The following is a 19,989-nucleotide window of genomic DNA, read 5'->3' as shown; positions in this document are numbered from 1 at the left end:
CGCTCAGCCAGCCAGCGGCACGCGCTGCAGCAGCACAGCCACCACCTCGTCGGCACCCTTCTGCTCGGCTTCGGCGGCGAAGGACAGCAGCAGGCGATGGCGCATGACCGGGGCGGCCAGGGCGGCGACGTCCTCGCGGGTGGCGGCCAGGCGCCCGTGCAGCAGTGCGCGTGCCTTGCACGCCAGCACCAGCGACTGCCCGGCGCGTGGTCCGGCGCCCCACTTGACCCATTGCCGGATCTGCGCCGGCGCGTGTTCGCCCGGGCGGCTGGCGCGTACCAGCCGGGTGATCCAGGCCAGCAGGTCTTGGCCCAGGTGGACTTGGCGCACGCGTGCCTGCAGCGCCAACACCTGGGCTGCGTCCATCACTGGCGGCACTTCGCCGAGGTGGGTGCCGGTGGTCTGGGCCAGGATGTCGCGCTCCTCCTGCTCGCTGGGGTAATCCACCCGCACGTGCAGCAGGAAGCGGTCCAGCTGCGCCTCGGGCAGAGGATAGGTGCCGGCCTGTTCGATCGGGTTCTGGGTGGCCAGCACGAAGAACGGCGCCGGCAGCGAATAGGTGGTGCCGGCGTAGCTGACGGTGCGTTCCTGCATCGCCTCCAGCAGCGCGGCCTGGGTCTTGGGCGGGGTGCGGTTGAGTTCGTCGGCCAGCAGCAGGTTGGTGAAGATCGGACCGGGTTGGAAGCGGAAGCGGCGGTGGCCGGTGCCGTGGTCTTCCTCCAGCAGCTCGGTGCCCAGGATGTCGCTGGGCATCAGGTCCGGGGTGAACTGCACGCGCCGGAACTGCAGTTCCAGCGCCTGTCCCAGCGACCGTACCAGCAGGGTCTTGCCCAGCCCGGGCGCGCCTTCCAGCAGGCAATGGCCGCCGGCCAGCAGGCCGATCAGCAGCTGTTCGACCACATCGTGCTGACCGACCACGGCCTGGGCCAGCGCGCGGCGCAATTGGTCCAGCCTGGCCAGTTCGGTCTGCACGTCGGTTTCGGTGAGGGTGTTCATGGGGGCAGGCCAATGCAATGGGGCGAAACGGATGTGGACGGGGCGGGTTTCGACGCCCCACCGGGATTCCCGCGGGCCTGCGCAAGGCGGGTCGAGACCCGCCCTACGTTGAAAGCGGTGGTCATGAGGTCAACGCATACATGACGATGTTGACCGCGAACCGGGTATTGTCCTCGGCCAGGAAGCGCTTGTTGCGCCAGTCGTAGTCCCATTCGCAGCCATAGTCCTTGTTGCTGTACAGCAGGCCCAGCCGGCCGTCGATCTCGATCCCGCTCAGCCATTCGTGCACCAGGTCGTCGCCCCAGCCATTCAACTCGAACGCGGTGGCCGGCGGTCCGTCCGGGAACTGGAAGAAGCTGCGGTACAGCCGGTGGTCGTTGCCCAGCCTGTTCAGTGCCCGGGGTCCGAAAATGGCCGCCATCTGTGCCTCGAATGACTTGGCGAACAGGCCGTCGATGTCGTGGTTGCAGTCGTCCACCAGCACGAAGCCGCCATTGCGCACGTAGCGCTCGAAGTGGCGGCGTTCGAGCGGGTTGAATTCGACCAGCTTGTGCCCGGCCAGGTAGCAGAACGGGGCGGTGAGCATCGCCGGGTCCGACAGCGCCAGCACGTGCTCCTTCGGGTCCACGCGCAGGTTGGTGTAGTCGATCAGTGCGGTAATCAGGTTCGACGGCATGCGCGCGTCCACGTCCCAGTCGCCGGAGTCGTAACGCAACCGCGTGAACCAGAAGTCGTAGTCGGCCGTGGCGCCGCGTGCAGCGCGCCATGGCAGCAGCGCGCCGGCCGCGGCGCCCAGCATCAGGCGCAGGAACGCGTTGCGGTTCATCGCTCGCGCGGGCAGGCGCCCGACAGCGCGGCCGGCGCGTCCACCCTGGCCATGCCTACACTGCGTCCGACAGCGAGGTGAAGGTGAAATCGCGCAGTTTCAGCGGCGGGATCAGCATCGATCCGGAAAGCTCGTCGCCGCTCAGCAGCACCGGCTTGCCGATCTCGTCGATGTTGTTGAGCATGATCACCGGCGATTCATTGAAACGGAAGTTCTTCACCGGGTAGCGGATCTGCCCGTTCTCGATGTAGAACGTGCCATCGCGCGTCAGCCCGGTCAGCAGCACCGTCTGCGGGTCGACCATGCGGATGTACCAGGTCCGCGTGACCAGGATGCCCTTCTGGGTCTCGCGCACCAGGTCGGCGGTGCTCTTGCCGCTGCCGGCCATGATCAGGTTGCCGGGCGCGGCCTGTGCGGCCTTGCCGTTCTTCTGCGCCCAGTAGCGCGAATAGTCCAGCGCCTGAACCTTGCCGTCCTTGACGTACTCCAGCTTGCCGCGCGGCAGGCCCTGGTCGTCCCACGGCAGGGCCGGGGCCTCCGGATGGGCGGGATCGGCATAGATGTGCACGCGCGGGTCGTAGACCTGCTCGCCCAGCTTGTTGCCGCCGCCCTTCCTGGACAGGAAACTGCGGCCTTCATCGGCCTGGCGCGCATCGAACATGCGCATCATGAAGCCGATCAGGCCGGCGGCAGCCGCCGGCTCCAGGATCACCGTGTACTTGCCCGGTTCCAGCGCCCTGGCAGCGGCCGAGTCACGCGCCTTCTGCATGGCCACGCGCACCTCCCGCCCGGCGTCGAAGGCACTGGCGTCGGCCAGCGTGCGACCCACCCAGCCCGACCCGCGACCATCGTCGGTGCGCACGGTGCAGGTGTAGTTGAAGCCGGTGGCCTGCTGGTAGCCGAAATTGCCGTTGCTGTTGGCGATCGCAGCAAAGCTGTGGCCGTCCTGCAGGAAGCCGGCGGCAACCATGTTTGCCGCCTTGCACGGGGCGATGGAATCGGCCGCGGCCTTGGCCCTGAACTCCGGGGTGATCGCCGCCGTGGCCGCGTTGAAGGTGGGCGTGGCGGTGTAGGCCTGCTTGCCCACGGCCGGCACGAATTCGGGGTTCTCCGGCGCCAGCCGCGCCAGGTCCTCGGCCCGGCGCACCACCCGCTCGAGCGCGGCATCGTCGAACTCGTTGATGGTGGCGGTACCCACGCGCTTGCCAAAGGCGACCTGCACCGCAAGCTCGGCATTGTTGACGATGCCGCTGGTGGAGATGTCGTTCAGCGCGAAACGGATGTTGCCCTCGCGCGCGCCGGTGAGGCTGGCACTGCATTCATCGGCCTTGCTCAGGGCGATGACCTTGTCGAGGATGGCTCTGGCCTGCGGTTCGGTGAAGATGGTCATTGCAGATCTCCTTGCCGGTCAGCCGAGGCTGCGCGCGGTGTTGATGACGTTGATGCCGTCGAAGCGCGCGGTCGATGACCCATGCGACACCGCCGAGATCTGTGGCGGCTGGCCCTTGCCGTCGAAGAACGAGCCCCCCATGCGATAGTCGCTGCTGTCGGCCATGGCGCTGCACGCGTTCCAGAACTCCGGCGTGCGGATCTGGTAGGCCACGTCTTCCAGCATGCGGGTGATCCGGCCCTGCTTGATCTCGTAGAACAGCTGCCCGCCAAACTGCGCGTTGTAGCGTTGCTGGTCGATCGAGAACGAGCCGTCGCCGATGATGTAGATGCCGTTGTCCACGTCCTTGATCAGCTCGGCCACGCTCAGCGGGGTCTTGCCCGGGGCCAGCGACACGTTGGCCATGCGCTGGAACTGCACGCTTGACCAGGAATCGGCATAGCAGCAGCCATCCGACTCCTGCTTGCCCAGGATATGGGCCTGGTCACGGATGGCCTGGTAGTCCACCAGGATGCCGTCCCGGATCAGGTCCCACTGCTTGGTCTTGACCCCTTCGTCGTCGTAGGCGACTGCGCCCAGGCTGCCCGGCTGCACCTTGTCGGCGAAGATGCTGACCTTGTCGCTGCCGTACTGGAAGCCCGACTGGCGCTTGTCCAGCGTGGCAAAGCTGGTGCCAGCATAGTTGGCCTCGTAGCCCAGCACGCGGTCCAGCTCGGTGGCGTGGCCCACCGACTCGTGGATGGTGAGCCAGGTGTGCGAGGGATCCAGCACCAGATCGTACTTGCCGGGCTTGACCGAAGGCGCCTTGAGCTTTTCCTGCGCCTGTCTGGCCGCCGCGATGGCGTCCTCGCGCATGTCATAGGACAGGCCGTAGTTGACCACCCCGTTGGGCGAGACGAACTTGCCCGAGGCATCGCCGTCCAGATATTCGAAGCCCAGCCCCATCGGCGCCGACAGCCCGTCGCGGGTGCGGAACTTGCCGCTGGCCTTGTCGATGGCGGTGACCGTGAACGGTGCCCAGATGCGGTGAACGTCCTGGTCGATGTAGGAACCATCGGTGGAGGCGAAGTACTTCTGCTCGTTGACCGAGAACAACATGGACCGCACGAAGTCGGCCCCGGCATTGATGGCCGCTGCGTTCACCCCCAGCAGCAGGTCCACCTTGTCCTTGACCGGCACCTCCATCGCGTTCTTCCTGATCGGCGTGCGCCAGCTGACTTCGCCGGCGCCGGGCGCGGGCGCCAGTTGTACCGGTGCGCTCTGGTTGCCGGCGTTGGCCTTGGCGATGGCCGCGGCCTGGCGCGCGGCAGTGGCGACGCTGTCGGCGGCCAGTTCGTTGGTGGCGGCAAAACCCCAGGCACCGTTGACGATGACCCGCACGCCGACCCCGGAGGATTCGGTGTTGACCACGTTCTGCACCTTGTCCTCGCGGGTGGTGATGAACTGGCGCAGGTAGCGGCCGATGCGGACATCGCAGTAGCTGGCGCCGGCCTGACGCGCGGCGGCCAGGGCGACATCGGCCAGGCGTTTCTTCAACCCGGTGTCCATTGCCGACTGCAGTTGCTCGGCGGCGATGGCCTTGCCGAAGAAAGCGGGCAACATCAGGCCGCCCAGGCTCAGGCCGCTGGCGGCCAGGAAATCACGTCGATGCATGGCTGTCCTTCCCCGGCCGCACGGCGCAGGGGCCGCCGGCGTGCTGTGGCGATGAGGCTTGCACCGAAGGCGCAGGCACGCCCGATTCTTGCCTCAGCGGCAAGCCAGGGTCAAGAATGACCTTTGGCACAGATGCCGCGCGCGCGGCAACGACGGTGCCCGGACCGGGGCGGGCATCGGCGACGACCGGCCTGGCCAGACGGTCTGGCCGCTAGCAGCCTGTCGGGCTTTGGTGGTCGAGGCGAGAATTCGGCTGTGCGAGGTCAGATTTTCGACGGTTCGCCGGCCCATAGTGGTGCTATGGGCCAAGAAGCGGCGGAAAGATGGACCGCACAGGCGGATTCGCAGCCCGGCCGGCCAAAGTCCGACAGACTGCTAGACCCGGCTGGCGATCGCCTTGGCAAAGCCCATGGTATTGCCGGTGCCGCCCAAGTCCGGGGTGACCGAATCCCGGGCCTCAAGGGTGGCCACGATGGCCTTGCGCAGGCGGGTGGCGTTGTCCGGCTGGCCAAGGTGGTCCAGCATCTGCGCGGCGGCCAGCAGCAGCGCGCACGGATTGGCCTTGCCCTGGCCGGCGATGTCCGGGGCCGAGCCGTGCACCGCTTCGAAGATCGCAGCCTCGGTGCCGATGTTGGCGCCCGGGGCCAGGCCCAGGCCGCCGACCAGGCCGGCGCACAGGTCGGACAGGATGTCGCCGAACAGATTGGTGGTCACGATGATGTCGAATTGCTCCGGGCGCATCACCAGCTGCATGCAGGCGTTGTCCACGATCATCTCGTTGCATTCGATGTCCGGGTACTGCGCGGCCACTTCGCGACCGACCTTGAGGAACAGGCCCGAGGTCGACTTGATGATGTTGGCCTTGTGCACCAGGGTGACCTTCTTGCGGCCGGTGGCGCGGGCCAGGTCGAAGGCATAGCGGACGATGCGCTCGGACCCCTTGCGGGTCACCCGGGTCATCGAAATGGCGGTCTCGCCGTCGGCCGACACTTCCTGGCCTTCGCTCAGGTAGGCCCCTTCGGTGTTCTCGCGCACCGTGATCAGGTCCACCCCGGTGCCGAAGCGCGATTTGGTGTTGGGGAAGGAGATCGCCGGACGCACGTTGGCGTACAGGTCGAAATGGCGGCGCATGGTCACATTGATCGAGGTGAAGCCCTCACCCACCGGCGTGGTCAGCGGGCTCTTGAGTGCGACCTTGTTCTTCTTGATCGAGGCAAGCGTCTGGGCGGGCAGCAGGTCGCCGTGCTTTTCCAGCGCGACCAGGCCGGCGTCGGCTTCCTCGTAGACCAGTCCGGCCTTGAGGGCATCGAGCACATAGAGGGTGGCGTCCATGATTTCCGGGCCGATGCCGTCGCCGCGGATGACCGTGATCGTTTGCGTCATGAGTGTGTCCAAAACTGGGGCGCAGCGCCGCAACGGCATGCGCGAAGGGGAGGAGGTGGTCGGGCAAGTATGCCCGATCCGACCAGGGACTCCCAGGCGGCCTGCGGGCCAGGATGCATGAACCGCGGAAAAAGCCATGCAAGATCTGCGATCTTGCAGTTAAATTTCAATGAAACGGCAGTACGTACATTCAGGTATGCATGAAGAAGACATACCCGGCCGCGGCCCCCGCGGCGCGCGGATCAGTCATGCGCGTGTTGCGCCGGTGCCGCGGCACCGGCTTCCAGCTGGTCCAGGAAATCCACCGCCCGGCGCAGGTGGGGGATCACGATCGACCCACCCACCACCAGCCCGACCGAGAAGGTCTCGAACAACTCCTCGCGGGTCACGCCGACCTCCTTGCACTGGGCCACGTGGTAACTGACACAGTCATCGCAGCGCAGCACCAGTGAGGCCACCAGGCCCAGCAGTTCCTTGGTCTTCACCTCCAGCGCGCCGGCCTGGTAGGTCTGCGTGTCCAGGGCGAAGAAACGGCGCACGACCTGGTTGGGCTCGGCCAGGATCCGTTGGTTCATGCGCTGGCGGAAGTCGGTGAAGGCCTTGACCCGGTCCTGTTCGGTCTCGGCGCCGGGCTGGCTCACGCGGCGCCACCTTGCAACAGCGGCTCCAGGCCGCCGGCGCGGTGCAGGGCCATCAGGTCGTCATAGCCACCGACGTGGGTGTCGCCGATGAAGATCTGCGGCACGCTGGTGCGGCGGGTCCTGGCCATCATCTTCTCGCGCTCGGCCGGATCGGTGTCGATGCGCACTTCGGTCCAGGTCTGGCCCCTGGACTTGAGGAAATTCTTGGCGGCCACGCAGTACGGGCACACGGCGGTGGAATAAATGGTGATCTGGGCTGTGCTCATGGGGAATTCTCTGCACCTTGGATGGTCTGAGATGCATCATGGTGGCATGGTCGCGGGGAACCAGAGGTCGTAATGCAACGCTGCGGATTAACCACCGATTCACCCGCTGGCCAGCGCGCCCGGCGATGCTGCGCCGGTTTGCCCCTCGGCCCGGATCGATCCTGCGCGTGCGCCTGACCCTGCTTGCCACTGCCCTGACCCTGCTGGTCGCCGCGCCGCCTGCCTGCGCGCAGGCCGATCGCCTGCCCGACATCGGCTCCTCGGCCGGCGAGCTGCTCAACCCGGTCAAGCAGCAGCTCTACGGGGCGATGACCAAGCGCGAGCTGCGCAACTACGGCTACCTGCTGGACGATCCGCTGATCGACGACTGGCTCGACCGGGTCGGCCAGGGGCTGGCCGCCAACAGCGACACGCCGAGCCAGCCGTTCACCTTCTTCATGCTGCGCGACCGGCAGATCAACGCCTTCGCCACCCTGGGCGGTTATATCGCGGTCAACTCCGGACTGGTGCTGACCGCCGAGCGCGAGGACGAAGTGGCCGCGGTGGTGTCCCACGAAATCGCACACGTCACCCAGCAGCACGTGCTGCGTGCGGTGGAGCGCGCCCAGCGCGACCAGATGCCGATCCTGCTGGGCATCCTGGGCGCGATCGTGGCGGCGCAGGCGGCCGGCGGCAGTTCCAGTGGCGACGCCTCGCAGGCAGCGCTGATCAGCGGCATGGGCTTGATGCAGCAGCGCCAGATCGACTACACCCGCTCCAACGAAAGCGAAGCCGACCGCATCGGCATCCATACCCTGGCGCGGGCCGGCTACGACCCCGACGCCATGGCCGGCTTCTTCAACCGCATGGACCAGGTGATGCGCGCCAACCGCGGCGGCGAACGCGAACGCACGCCCGATTACCTGCAGACCCACCCGGTCACCACCTCGCGCATCAGTGAGGCGCACGAGCGCGCCGAGCGCATCAAGCGCGAGAACAACGTGGTCACCACCGTGTCCACCCCCACCGGCAAGGTGACCGAAAGCACCCCGCGCGAGGGCAACTACGCCGCCGGCCTGCGCAGCAACAACCCGCTGCTGCCCTTTCAGGTGAACCTGCCGGCCTCGAGCCTGGACAATGGCGCCACCGGCCTGTTCCTGTGGGCGCGCGAACGCCTGCGCGTGCTCAGCGCCAACACCGCCGACGAAGCGGTCCGCGAATATGAAAGCATCCGCCGCAGCACCGGCGAGCTCACGCCCCCCCAGCGCTACGGCCTGGCCCTGGCCCAGATGCGCGGCACCCAGCCGGCGGTGGCCGCCAACGCCTTCGCCCAGCTGCTGCAGGAACTGCCCGGCAACCTGTGGCTGGAACTGGCCCTGGCCCAGGCGCAGGCGCGCATCGGCGATGTGGCCCAGTCCAGGGCCCGGCTGCAGGCGCTGCTCAAGCGCACCCCCAACAGCCGCCCGGTCGTCCTGAGCTTCGCCCAGGTGCTCAACGACCAGGGCAGCAAGGCCGCCGGCCAGCAGGCGCGCCAGGTGCTGCAGCCGCTGCTGGGCGCCAGCGGCGATGACCCCGTGTTCCAGCAGGCCTACGCCCGCGCCTGCGAACTGGCCGGCGACAGCGTCAAGGCCGGCGAGGCCTACGCGCAGGTAGCCTATCTGAATGGGCGGCCCGAACAGGCCCTGACCCAGCTGCAGAACCTCAAGCGCGACCAGGCCCTGGATTACTACGCCCGCGCCCGGGTCGAGGCCAGGATCACCGCCATCACCCCGGAAGTGCTGGAACTGCGCGATGCCGGCGTGCGCGACCCGGACCTGGACAGCAACCGCTGAGCCAGCCGCCCGCCCTCGGCGGGTGTCACAATCTAGCCATAAAATTGTCGTCTACTGGGCACTGTCTCCATCGTCCGGCCAGACCCGTGCAAAAACGCATCCTCATCGTCGACGACGAGCCGGCCATCCGCGACATGGTCGCCTTTGCCCTGCGCAAGGGCGAGTTCGAGCCGATCCACGCCGGTGACGCACGCGAAGCCCAGGGCGCCATCGCCGACAAGGTGCCTGACCTGATCCTGCTGGACTGGATGCTGCCGGGCACCAGCGGCCTGGACCTGGCCCGGCGCTGGCGCAGGGACGCCCTGACCCGCGAGGTGCCGATCATCATGCTCACCGCCCGCGGCGAGGAGAACGACCGGGTCGGCGGCCTGGAGGCCGGCGTCGACGACTACGTGGTCAAGCCGTTTTCCTCACGCGAACTGCTGGCGCGCATCCGCGCGGTCATGCGCCGGACCCGCGAGGACGAGGAAGACGGCAGCATCTCGGTGGGCGCACTGCGCATCGACGGCGCCGCCCACCGCGTGTTCGCCCAAGACCAGCCGGTGCCGATCGGCCCGACCGAATACCGCCTGCTGCATTTCTTCATGACCCACCCCGAACGCGTCTACAGCCGCACCCAGCTGCTGGACCACGTGTGGGGCGGCAGCGTGTACGTTGAGGAGCGCACCGTGGATGTCCACATCCGCCGCCTGCGCAAGACCCTGGAGCCACACAACGTGGACAACATGGTCCAGACTGTGCGCGGCTCCGGCTACCGGTTCTCGGTGTCCACCTGAGCCGCGCCGCGGCCCGGCCCGACATCCTGCGGATCGCTTCCCGCCACACACCGGTCATGCCGGTGTCGTGGGATGGTCGTTTTCCCGACGCCTGCCCGCCACGTGCCGTTCCGTACCCTGGCCGGCAACCGCTCTGACACAATCGCCTCATGCCCAAACACCTGCGCTCGGCCTGGAACCGCACCCTGTTCCGCCTCGCCACCCTGCTCGTCATTGCCGCGCTCGGAGGCTGGCTAGTGGGCGCGTTCTGGCAGGTGCTGGCGATCGGCGCGCTGTGCGTGGTGGCCTGGCAGTTCTGGCGCCTGCGCGCGGTATTGCGCCGGCTGACCGCACGCGCGCGCCTGCAGCCGGCCCAGGGCGATGGCGTGTGGAACGAGCTTGACCGTCTGCTGCACCGCGGCCAGCTGGGCATGCGCACCCGCAAGCGCAGGCTGCTGGCGATGCTGCGCGCCTATCGCGCCGCGACCGCTGCCCTGCCCGACGCGTTGGTGGTGATCGACCGCAGCACCCAGTGCGTGCAATGGTTCAACAAGGCAGCCACCACGCTGCTGGGACTGCGCCACCCGACCGACCTCAATGCGCCGGTGAACCAGTGCCTGCAGCCGCTGCCCATGTCGCACTGGCTCAGTGCCGGACGCAACGCCGAGCCGATGCTCGATGCGACCTCGCCCGCCAACCCGGACCTGCGCCTGAACCTGCGCCTGATCCCGTATTCGGACCAGTACTGGCTGCTGGTGGCGCGCGATGTCAGCAAGCTGCTGCGCCTGGAAGAGATGCGCCGCGACTTCGTGGCCAACGTCTCGCACGAACTGCGCACGCCACTGACCGTGGTCCACGGCTACCTGGACATGCTCGATGCCGACGAATTCCCGGAGTGGAAGCCGATCCTGGAGGAGATGCAGAAGCAGTCCAACCGCATGACCCAGCTGGTCGAGGACCTGCTCACGCTCTCGCGCCTGGAGGTGCAGGACAGCCTGACCGACGAGCACATCGCGATGGGCTCGATGCTGGCCACCCTGCGGCGCGAGGCCGAGGCGCTGAGCCGCAAGCGCCAGACCATCCTGGTGGAGGACTGCGGCGACATCGACCTGTGGGGATCGAACAAGGAACTGCACAGCGCGTTTTCCAACCTGGTCAGCAACGCGGTGCGCTACACGCCGGTTGGTGGCACCATCACCATTGCCTTCGCCCGCGAAGGCGATGGCGCCGTGCTCAGTGTGCGCGACACCGGCTATGGCATTCCCGCCTCGCACCTGCCGCGCATCACCGAGCGCTTCTACCGGGTCTCCACCAGCCGCTCGCGCGAAAGCGGCGGCACCGGGCTTGGGCTGTCCATCGTCAAGCACGTGCTGAACCTGCACCAGGCGCGCCTGGAGATCGACAGCGCCGTCGGCCAGGGCAGCACGTTCTCGGTGCACTTCGGCCCGGCGCGGGTCCATCGGCGCGAATCCGCCCTTCCGCTTCCGCAGAGCCTGACCGCATGAATGCCGCCGCCGACCTCACCTCCGATCCTGTCGATCCGCTGCGTGAGCCGGCGCTGTACTTCAACCGCGAGCTGTCCCAGCTGGACTTCAACTTCCGGGTGCTGGCCCAGGCGCAGGACGCCTCGGTGCCGTTGCTGGAACGGCTGCGCTTCTTGTGCATCAGCTGCACCAACCTGGACGAGTTCTTCGAGATCCGCGCGGCCACCGTGCGCCACGCACAGGACTTCGGCCTGCCGCCCGGCCCGGACGGATTGACCCCGGCCACGGTGCTCACGCGCATCCACGACCGTGCCGCCGAACTGGTCGAGGCCCAGTACAGGTGCTGGAACCAGGTCCTGCGTCCGGCCATGGACGCGGCCGGCGTGCGCGTATTGAGCCAGTCGGTGTGGAACGCGCGCCAGCGGCGCTGGCTGCGCGCCTACTTCCGCAACGAGATCGTGCCGGTGCTCTCGCCACTGGGCCTGGACCCGTCGCACCCGTTCCCGCAGATCCTCAACAAGTCGCTCAACGTGGTGGTGGTACTGAAGGGCAAGGACGCCTTCGGCCGGGCCGGGCACCTGGCAATCGTGCGCGCGCCGCGTTCGCTCTCGCGCATCATCCACATACCCCAGCGCGTATCCGGCGGCGAGGACGACTATGTGCTGTTGTCCAGTGTGCTGACCGCGTTCGTCGATGACCTGTTCCCGGGCATGGAGGTCAAGGGCGCCTACCAGTTCCGGGTGACCCGCAACTCCGAGCTGGTGCTGGACGAGGAGGAAGTGGAAAATCTCGCCCTGGCCCTGCGCGACGAGCTGGCCGGTCGCGGCTATCGTCCGGCGGTGCGCCTGGAGATCGCCCACGACTGCCCCAAGGCCATCGTCGGCACGCTGCTGGACAATTTCGACCTGACCGAGAATGCGGTGTATCGGATCGAAGGCGCGGTCAATCTCAACCGGGTCAGCCAGATCTACGACCTGGTCCAGCGCCCGGAACTGAAGTACCCGCCGTTCACCCCGCGTCTGCTGCGCGATGGCGACGCGATGTTCGAGACCGTCGCCGACGGCGACGTGCTGCTGAGCCATCCCTTCGATGCGTTCACCCCGGTGCTGGAGCTGCTCAGGCAGGCGGCCACCGATCCCAATGTGCTGGCGATCAAGCAGACCCTGTACCGCACCGGCAAGGACTCGGCGATCGTTGACGCGCTGGTGCTGGCCGCGCGCAACGGCAAGGACGTCACCGTGGTGGTCGAGTTGCGCGCGCGCTTCGACGAGGAAGCCAACCTTGGCCAGGCCGATCGCCTGCAGGCCGCCGGCGTGCAGGTGGTGTACGGCGTGGTCGGCTTCAAGACCCACGCCAAGATGCTGCTGATCGTGCGCCGCGAGGGCAAGAAGCTGCGCCGCTACGTGCACCTGGGCACCGGCAACTACCACGCCGGCACCGCGCGCGCGTACACCGATCTGGGCCTGATCACCGCCAACCAGGACATCGGCAACGACGTGCACCTGCTGTTCCAGCAGCTCTCCGGGCTGGCGCCCACGACCAAGCTCAAGTGCCTGCTGCAGGCGCCCTTCACCCTGCATCCGGCCCTGATCAAGAAGATCGAACGCGAGGCGCGCCTGGCCCGTACCGGCCGCCCGGCACGGATCATCGTCAAGGTCAACGCGATCAACGAGCCGCGCGTGATCCGGGCGCTCTACGCGGCCTCTCGGGATGGCGTGCAGATCGATCTGATCGTGCGCGGCGCCTGCACCCTGCGGCCCGGCGTGCCGGGCGTGTCCGAGAACATCCGGGTGCGCTCGATCGTCGGCCGCTTCCTGGAACACAGCCGCGTGTACTGGTTCGGCAACGACGGCGACCCGGAGCTGTACTGCGCCAGCGCCGACTGGCTCGAACGCAACCTGCTGCACCGGGTGGAAACCTGCTTCCCGATCCTGGACGATAAGCTGGCCGCGCGCGTGTTCCGCGACCACCTGCAGAACTACCTGGACGACAACTGCAACGCCTGGGAACTGGACAGCGAAGGGCGCTACCACAAGCTGCTGCCGGGCCCGGAAGAGCTGCCGCACTCGGCGCAGGGGACGCTGCTGGCCAGGCTGTGAGGCGGGCCTGTCGGCACCGGCGCAACGGGCGCTGAATGCGGCTTCGGATATCATCGCGCACCATGCCCCAGACCTTCTCCCTGCCGCTGCAGGACAACGACCAGCTGGCAGCGGTGGACCTGGGATCCAACAGCTTCCACATGGTCGTGGCCCGCTACACCATGGGCCAGCTGCGCGTGATCGACCGCCTGCGCGAAACCGTGCGCATGGCCGATGGCCTGGACGAGCGCGGCGGACTGTCCGCAGAAGCCCACGCCCGCGCGATCGACTGCCTGGCCCGTTTTGGCCAGCGCATCCGCGACCTTCCGGACTCGCGCGTGCGCGCGCTGGCCACCAATACCGTGCGCCAGCTGGCACTGCCGCGCAACTTCCTGGTCCCGGCCGAAGCCGCGCTCGGCCATGGCATCGAAGTGGTCGCCGGCCGCGAGGAGGCACGCCTGATCTACCTGGGTGTGGCCCACGCGCAGCCGCCCAAGCCCGGCACGCGCCGGCTGGTGATCGACATCGGCGGCGGCTCGACCGAATTCATCATTGGCAGCGGCCTGCAGACGCTGGAGCGCGAAAGCGTCCAGGTCGGCTGCATCGCCAGCACCCGGCGCTTCTTCGCCGGCGGCAAGCTGTCCAGGAAGCGCTGGAATTCGGCGCTGACCGAGGTCACCGCCGAGCTGCAGCAGTTCGCCAAGCCGTACCGCGCGCTGGGCTGGCAGGAGGCGATCGGCTCGTCCGGCACGGCCAAGGCCATCGGCGAGATCTGCGCGGCGATGAAGCTCAGCAAGGGCGCCATCACCGCCGAAGCCCTGCCGCAGGTGCGCGATCGGCTGCTGCAGGCAGAGAGGATCGAGGACATCAGCCTGCCCGGCCTCAGCAAGGACCGCCAGCCGATCATCGCCGGCGGGGTGCTGGTGATGGAGGCCGCGTTCCAGGCGCTGGGCATCGAGCGGATGATGGTGAGCAAGGCGGCCATGCGCGAGGGCATCCTCTACGACATGCTGGGCCGCCGCGGCGGCGACGACCCGCGCGAGCAGTCGGTGGCGATCATGATGCAGCGCTACGGCGTGGACCCGGCCCAGGCCGAGCGCGTGGAGCAGACCGCGCAGCGCCTGTTCGACCAGGTCGCCGATGCCTGGCAGCTGGAAGCCGACGACGCACGCGTGCTGTCCTGGGCCGCGCGCCTGCACGAGATCGGCCTGACCGTGGCGCACAGCCAGTACCACGTGCACGGCGCCTACCTGCTTGAGTATTCGGACATCGCCGGCTTCTCGCGCCAGGAACAGCTGATGCTGGCCGCGCTGGTGCGCACCCATCGCCGCGGGATCCCCAGGACCGCCTTCGACGCCCTGCCCGACCGCCGCATCCCGGCCGCCAAGCACATCGCCGCCCTGCTGCGCCTGGCCGTGCTGCTGCACCGCGCCCATGACGCCGAACCGATCCCGACCCTGGAGCTGATGGCCCAGAACGAAGAACTGCACCTCCTGCTGGACAAGGAGTGGATCGACGCGCGCCCGCTGCTGCGCGCCGACCTGATCGGCGAAGCCAATGACATGCCAGGCCTGGGCATCGCGTTCAAGCCATTCGTGACCTGAGCAGAAAGCCGGGAACGGGGATCCAGGCACGTAGGGCGGGTCTTGACCCGCCCTACGTTTCTGATCGCGATTCGAGCGGCAATCGGCTTCATCAAACTGCCATCGCACTGACATGCGCGCTGCATCGCGCGCGCCCACGCTGTCGCAAACGTGGGAGTCCGACATGCGCTACGCGATCGTCACCGAGACCTACCCGCCGGACATCAACGGCGTCGCCCTGACGGTCCAGGGGCTGGAAGAGGGCCTGCGCCAGCGTGGCCATGAAATCAGTCTGGTACGCCCGCACCAGCCCAGCGACACGCACGCCCCGGCCCGTCACGACACCCTGCTGGTGCGTGGCGTACGGCTGCCGCACTATCCTGGCCTGCGCTTCGGCCTGCCGGCGCCCCTGGCCTTGCGCGAACACTTGCGCCATTTCGCGCCCGATGCGATCTACGTGGCCACCGAAGGCCCCTTGGGCTGGTCGGCGCTGCGCGCGGCCAGGCGCCTGGGCATCCCGGTGGCAACCGGCTTCCATACCCGTTTCGATCACTACATGGGCGACTACGGCATGCCGTGGCTGCGCCCGGTGGCGCTGCGCTGGATGCGGCGCTTCCACAACGGCGGCGATGCCACGCTGGTGCCCACGCGCGAGCTGGCCGACTGGCTGGGACAGACGGCCTTCGCAAAGGTCCAGCGGCTGGCGCGCGCGGTGGATACCAGCCAGTTCCATCCCCGCTTCCGCGACCAGGCCCTGCGCCAGCAATGGCAGGCCGGTGAGCAGGCGCCGGCGCTGCTGTCGGTGGGCCGCATCGCCGCCGAAAAGAACCTGCGCCTGGCGGTCCAATCCTTCCGCCGCCTGCAGCAGCAGTGCCCGCAGGCGCGCATGGTGTGGGTGGGCGACGGTCCCGAGCGCGCGGCGCTGCAGGCAGCCAATCCCGACTTCATCTTCTGCGGCATGCAGCGTGGCGAAGACCTGGCCCGGCATTACGCCAGCGCCGACCTGTTCGTGTTTCCCAGCCGCAGCGAGACCTTCGGCAATGTGACCCTGGAAGCGATGGCCAGCGGCCTGGCCACGGTGGCGTTCGATTCCGGCGCCGCGCGCGAGCACCTGCGCAGCGGCCTGCACGGTGCCGCAGTGGCAGACGATGCCGGGTTCATCGAGGCGGTCGTCGATCTTGGCGGCGATGGACCGCGGCGCCGGGCCATGGGCGCCAGCGCGCACCTTGCCGTCCAGGCGCTGCAGCCGGCCCAGGTCGCGGCCGACTTCGACGTGCTGCTGTCCCGACTGGCCCAGCAACGCAAGGAACCTGCCCATGCCATCCCGGCGTGAAATGCCGCTGCCCCGGGAATCCCGGGTCTGCCTGTTTGCCAACCGCTTCGGCCGGCGCCATGACCTGCGCCGGTTCTTCGCGCTGGTCAGCCGCCTGGGCGATGGGGTGTTCTGGTACGTGCTGATGGCCGCGATGATCGTGTTCGACGGCTGGCAGGGCCTGGCCGCCGCCGCGCACCTGGCTGCCACCGGTGCAGTGGCCCTGGTGCTCTACAAGGGCCTCAAGCGCTGGACCCGGCGGCCGCGCCCATTCGCCTCGGATGTGCGCATCCAGGCGTGGATCGCGCCGCTGGACGAGTTCTCCTTCCCCTCCGGCCATACCCTGCATGCGGTGGCCTTCACCCTGGTGGCGCTGGCGCACTACCCGGCCCTGGCGCCCTTGTTGCTGCCCTTCACCGCCTGCGTGGCAGCTTCGCGGGTGGTGCTGGGGCTGCACTATCCCAGCGACGTGCTGGCGGCGACGGTGATCGGGTCTGGACTGGCGGGGATGGCGGTGTGGGGCGTGCCGGGGGTGAGCTTGCTGGGGTGAGCGGCGGTTGCACTCGCACGACCGCGGCTCAATCCTGCAGCACGTCCTTCCTCGGCAGGGCCTGGTCCCGCATCGCGGCCTGGTAGGCGAATGCGGCGATGATCGCCGCCGCCTGCTTCAGGTCATCCGGTGATGCGTGATCGTAGGTATCCAGGTCGCTGTGATGCACCTGGGTGCCATAGTCCAGGCGATCCTGGACAAACTGGAAACCCGGCAGCCCGACCCGGTCGAACGGGATGTGGTCGGTGCTGCCGGTGTTGCGGCTGGTGACGATGCTCGCACCCAGATCGTTGAACGGCGCCAGCCAGGCCTTGAAGATCGGCATCACCGCCTGGTTTTCCTGCGCATAGATGCCGCGGATCCTGCCCGAGCCGTTGTCCAGGTTGAAGTACGCCGAGAACCTGCCGTAGTCCCTGGTTTTCTGCAGCGCGCCGGTGGCATCACGCAGGTAGGGCGGCAACGCCTTCTGCGCCGGGTCGGTCGGCTCGGGATAGGTGGCGAAGTGGCGCGAGACGTAATCGGTCGAGCCGACCAGGCCCTGCTCCTCGCCGCTCCACAGCGCCACGCGGATGGTGCGCCTGGGTTTGGCGCCGACCGCCTTGAGGATGCGCATGGCTTCCATCATCACCGCCACGCCCGCGCCATTGTCCGAGGCGCCGGTGCCGGCGTGCCAGGAGTCCATGTGCGCGCCCAGCATCACCACTTCGTCGGCCTTGCCGCTGCCCTTGAGCTCGGCGATGGTGTTGTAGCCCGGGTCGTTGGCCTGGCTGGTGAAGCGCGCATCGGAATTGACGCGCAGGCGCACGATCTGCTTGCGGTCCAGCGCGCGCAGCAGCGGGTTGTAGTGCTCGGCCGCGACCACCAGCTCGGGCACGCCGACCGCTTCACCGACCTTGCGCGAGCCGCCACCCCCGACCCGCAGGATGCCGTCATCCCAGCCGCTGATGCTCAGCGCGGCCACCGCACCTTCGTCGATGAGGAACTGGTTGGTGGCCTTGGCCAGCTCGGTGCGCTCGCGGTATTCCTTGACCCGCTTGGCCTTTGCCTCGGCGCCCCCTGCGGGCATGGGGAAATTGAGCAGCTCGCCCAGGCCGGCCTGGTCATAGCGCCTGGAGGACGGCTCGGTGCCCGGCTTGTATTCGCGCGCCTCGCTCAGCAGCACGATCTTGCCGCGCAGCTTGCCCTTGTACTTGTCCAGGTCGGCCTTGGTCTTGAGGGTGAGCGCGATGGCTTCGCCCTCGACCGGGCCGCCGGTGCCCGGCGTCCAGGCCTTGGGCACCGCATGCAACGGCGCGGTGCGCGGGGTCAGCAGCTCCAGGCTGGCACTGTTGAATTCCCAGCCGCGGCCGAAGTCGGCGAACGCCTCGTCATGCACGTTGGCCAGGCCCCATTCGGTGAACCTGGCCTTGGTCCAGGCGTTGGCCTTGGCCATGTTGGGCGAGTTGGTCAGGCGCGGACCGATCTGCTCGGTCAGGTGCTGCAAGGTGTCGGCCACCTGCGAGCGATGGAACGCTTCCTGCCGGATCTTGCCGACCATCACCAGATCGACCGCTTCCTCGGCCTGTGCCGACAAGGCCAGGCCCAGGCCTGCGACCAGCGCAGCCCACTTCATCCGCCTCATGCGTGCTTCCCCATCGTGATGGATCGAGGTATCGAGTCTGCCAGTGCAATGTGCGGCTGCAGCAGGCCATCGGTCATGGCTTGAGATGACAGAATCGTCATTTTTGAGCGGCACCAGCCGCGCGCGCGGTCGCCGCAGCAGCGGCGACGGGGGGCCACTTCATCCACGCCGTACGCGCCGGCGCGTACGGCAGCCGGCGTGCGGCATGGCGCTCGCGCCCCGCCCCACCCTGCTGCTGCATCAGCGCAGCTCCGCCGACAACGCGTACCAGTCCACGCGCCGGGTCACCCACATGATCAGCGCCAGGACGCCGAACAGCAGCAGCGCGCCCATCAGCAGCGCGTTGTCTTCGGAAACCAGCAGGCCGTACAGCGCGCCATAGAGTGCGCTCAGGCCGGCCGCGAAACCCGCCGCACGTGCCCAGCTGCGCAGCACGCCGGACAGGTACACCAACTGCACGCCGATGCACGCCAGCGCCGACACCACGTACGCGATCCAGAACGCCACGTGCTCACTCAGGCTGAGCAGCAACAGGAAGAACATCGCCAGCGCCAGCCCGACCAGCAGGTACTGCAGCGGATGGATCGGCAGGCGCCTGATCAGCTCGAACAGGCCAAAGCCGACGAAGGTCAGCACCACGAACAGGATCCCGTACTTGCTGGCGCGGTCGGCCAGCGTGTAGACATCGACCGGATCGATCAGCTCCACCCGCAGCGCATCCAGCCGCGTGTCGGCGGCCTTGAGCTGCTGCAGCTGGGTCTGCGCCTGGCTGGCCAGCGAGGACACCGCCCACTGCGCATCGAACCCGTCCGCGCGCACGCTGCGCTGCACCGGCAGGAAATCGCCGGTGAAGCTTGGATGCGGCCAGGCCGAGGCGATCTGCACCCGTGTGTCGTCGGCCACCGGCACCACCTCCAGTCCCTGCGTGCCGGCCAGGGTGAAGGACAGCTGCACCCTGCGTCCCGGGATGACCTCACCTGCGATTGCCGGCAGCGACGCGCTGACCCCGGCCAGGCGTCCGTTGAAGGCGCGTGTGCCCGGCTGGAAGCGCAACGGCTGCCCATCGACCTGCAGCTGCGGCACGCCCAGCAGGCCACGCACGTCGCTCAGGCCCAGCACCAGGTACGGCACGCCGTAGCGGCGCGTGTTGCCGGCCGGCACCGCGGGCAGCGCCGTGCCGAAGCGCGCGGCCAGCCTGGCATCCCACTTGTAGGTGGGCACTTCGAACAGGCCGACCTTGCGCAGCTCCGGCGTGAGCCGGCCATGCACTTCCAGCGCCAGCGGGGTCTGCAGCAGCACGCCTTCCTCGCGCACCTCGCGGGTGCGGGACACGCCGGTGTCGTCGACCCACGCCTCCTGGCGCAGATCGAGATAAGGCACCGCGCGCAGCGGACCGACCAGCCGCTGCGCCCCGGCGGTGCTGCGCGCGATGCGCTGCACGGCCTGCTCGCGAAAAGCCGCGCGCTCGGCGATCTTGCCGCCGATCATGCTCAAGGGAATCAGCAGCGCCAGCACCAACGCGCCGACGATGGCAAAACGCAACGCCAGTTTCAGGGATTTCATGGACCGCTCCATCGCAGTGATGGCATCCAGCCTGCGCGGCCTGCGTGGGCGGAGTTTGCGCCCTGTTTGAAGCCAAG

General features: G+C 68.2%; 16 protein-coding genes. 7 read left to right on the top strand and 9 right to left on the bottom strand.

What is annotated here, in order from left to right; translation table 11 throughout:
- Positions 1-3: 3 nt before the first annotated feature.
- The 7 genes from D9R12_RS08905 to grxC all read right to left on the bottom strand — a co-directional run bounded on the left by D9R12_RS08905 (position 4) and on the right by grxC (position 7,155).
- Entirely contained in the window at positions 4-996 is a 993-nt protein-coding gene (locus D9R12_RS08905) for an AAA family ATPase (RefSeq protein WP_014161235.1), read from the bottom strand.
- Positions 997-1,117: 121 nt separating this feature from the next.
- The gene (locus D9R12_RS08900) at positions 1,118-1,822 is read right to left on the bottom strand and encodes a DUF4159 domain-containing protein (RefSeq protein WP_122229840.1); all 705 of its coding nucleotides are present in this window, start codon (positions 1,820-1,822) and stop codon (positions 1,118-1,120) included.
- Positions 1,823-1,877: 55 nt separating this feature from the next.
- Positions 1,878-3,212 carry a TldD/PmbA family protein gene (locus D9R12_RS08895; protein WP_122229838.1) on the bottom strand — a complete coding sequence of 445 codons (1,335 nt, stop codon included), beginning with the start codon at positions 3,210-3,212 and terminating at the stop codon, positions 1,878-1,880.
- 18 nt (positions 3,213-3,230) lie between these two features.
- Positions 3,231-4,865 (bottom strand): TldD/PmbA family protein, encoded by a 1,635-nt coding sequence (locus tag D9R12_RS08890; RefSeq protein WP_122229836.1) that lies wholly within the window; start codon positions 4,863-4,865, stop codon positions 3,231-3,233.
- A 375-nt stretch (positions 4,866-5,240) separates the two neighbouring features.
- Positions 5,241-6,248, bottom strand: coding sequence for an isocitrate dehydrogenase (locus tag D9R12_RS08885; RefSeq protein WP_122229834.1), 1,008 nt, complete (start codon positions 6,246-6,248; stop codon positions 5,241-5,243).
- A gap of 242 nt (positions 6,249-6,490) precedes the next feature.
- Complete coding sequence (locus D9R12_RS08880; RefSeq protein WP_122229832.1) at positions 6,491-6,889, bottom strand: carboxymuconolactone decarboxylase family protein; 399 nt, start codon at positions 6,887-6,889, stop codon at positions 6,491-6,493.
- Positions 6,886-7,155 (bottom strand): glutaredoxin 3, encoded by a 270-nt coding sequence (grxC, locus tag D9R12_RS08875; RefSeq protein ID WP_014161242.1) that lies wholly within the window; start codon positions 7,153-7,155, stop codon positions 6,886-6,888. The genes D9R12_RS08880 and grxC overlap by 4 nt, the downstream gene beginning before the upstream one ends.
- A 167-nt stretch (positions 7,156-7,322) precedes the next feature.
- On the opposite strand from grxC, the gene D9R12_RS08870 reads away from it, so the two are divergent.
- The 7 genes from D9R12_RS08870 (at position 7,323) to D9R12_RS08840 (ending at position 16,728) form a co-directional block, all read left to right on the top strand.
- A complete protein-coding gene (locus tag D9R12_RS08870) occupies positions 7,323-8,966 on the top strand; it encodes a M48 family metalloprotease (RefSeq protein WP_170159203.1) in 1,644 nt (547 codons plus the stop codon).
- A gap of 86 nt (positions 8,967-9,052) precedes the next feature.
- Entirely contained in the window at positions 9,053-9,742 is a 690-nt protein-coding gene (gene phoB / locus D9R12_RS08865; protein ID WP_014161244.1) for a phosphate regulon transcriptional regulator PhoB, read from the top strand.
- Positions 9,743-9,891: 149 nt separating this feature from the next.
- Positions 9,892-11,226, top strand: a complete 1,335-nt coding sequence (gene phoR / locus D9R12_RS08860) for a phosphate regulon sensor histidine kinase PhoR (RefSeq protein WP_122229828.1) — start codon at positions 9,892-9,894, stop codon at positions 11,224-11,226.
- Positions 11,223-13,304, top strand: a complete 2,082-nt coding sequence (ppk1, locus tag D9R12_RS08855; protein WP_122229826.1) for a polyphosphate kinase 1 — start codon at positions 11,223-11,225, stop codon at positions 13,302-13,304. Before phoR ends, ppk1 begins: the two co-directional genes overlap by 4 nt.
- Before the next feature lie 62 nt (positions 13,305-13,366).
- Positions 13,367-14,887: an exopolyphosphatase gene (gene ppx / locus D9R12_RS08850; RefSeq protein WP_122229824.1), complete on the top strand. Its 1,521-nt coding sequence runs from the start codon at positions 13,367-13,369 to the stop codon at positions 14,885-14,887.
- A gap of 163 nt (positions 14,888-15,050) precedes the next feature.
- Positions 15,051-16,199, top strand: a complete 1,149-nt coding sequence (locus D9R12_RS08845; RefSeq protein ID WP_043291273.1) for a glycosyltransferase family 4 protein — start codon at positions 15,051-15,053, stop codon at positions 16,197-16,199.
- On the top strand, positions 16,183-16,728 hold the full coding sequence (locus D9R12_RS08840) for a phosphatase PAP2 family protein (RefSeq protein WP_014161249.1): 546 nt from the start codon (positions 16,183-16,185) through the stop codon (positions 16,726-16,728). Before D9R12_RS08845 ends, D9R12_RS08840 begins: the two co-directional genes overlap by 17 nt.
- A 28-nt stretch (positions 16,729-16,756) precedes the next feature.
- Here the strand turns inward: D9R12_RS08840 and D9R12_RS08835 are convergent, their stop codons facing one another.
- A complete protein-coding gene (locus D9R12_RS08835) occupies positions 16,757-18,340 on the bottom strand; it encodes a M20/M25/M40 family metallo-hydrolase (protein WP_122229822.1) in 1,584 nt (527 codons plus the stop codon).
- A 249-nt stretch (positions 18,341-18,589) separates the two neighbouring features.
- The gene (creD, locus tag D9R12_RS08830; RefSeq protein WP_122229820.1) at positions 18,590-19,912 is read right to left on the bottom strand and encodes a cell envelope integrity protein CreD; all 1,323 of its coding nucleotides are present in this window, start codon (positions 19,910-19,912) and stop codon (positions 18,590-18,592) included.
- Positions 19,913-19,989 lie beyond the last annotated feature (77 nt).

Origin of the sequence: Pseudoxanthomonas spadix, from assembly GCF_003703395.1 — a bacterium.
In the GTDB taxonomy this organism is placed as follows: Bacteria; Pseudomonadota; Gammaproteobacteria; order Xanthomonadales; family Xanthomonadaceae; genus Pseudoxanthomonas_A; species Pseudoxanthomonas_A spadix.
The sequence above is the reverse complement of the archived record's forward strand: the minus strand, read 5'-3'. Positions and strand labels throughout refer to the sequence as shown.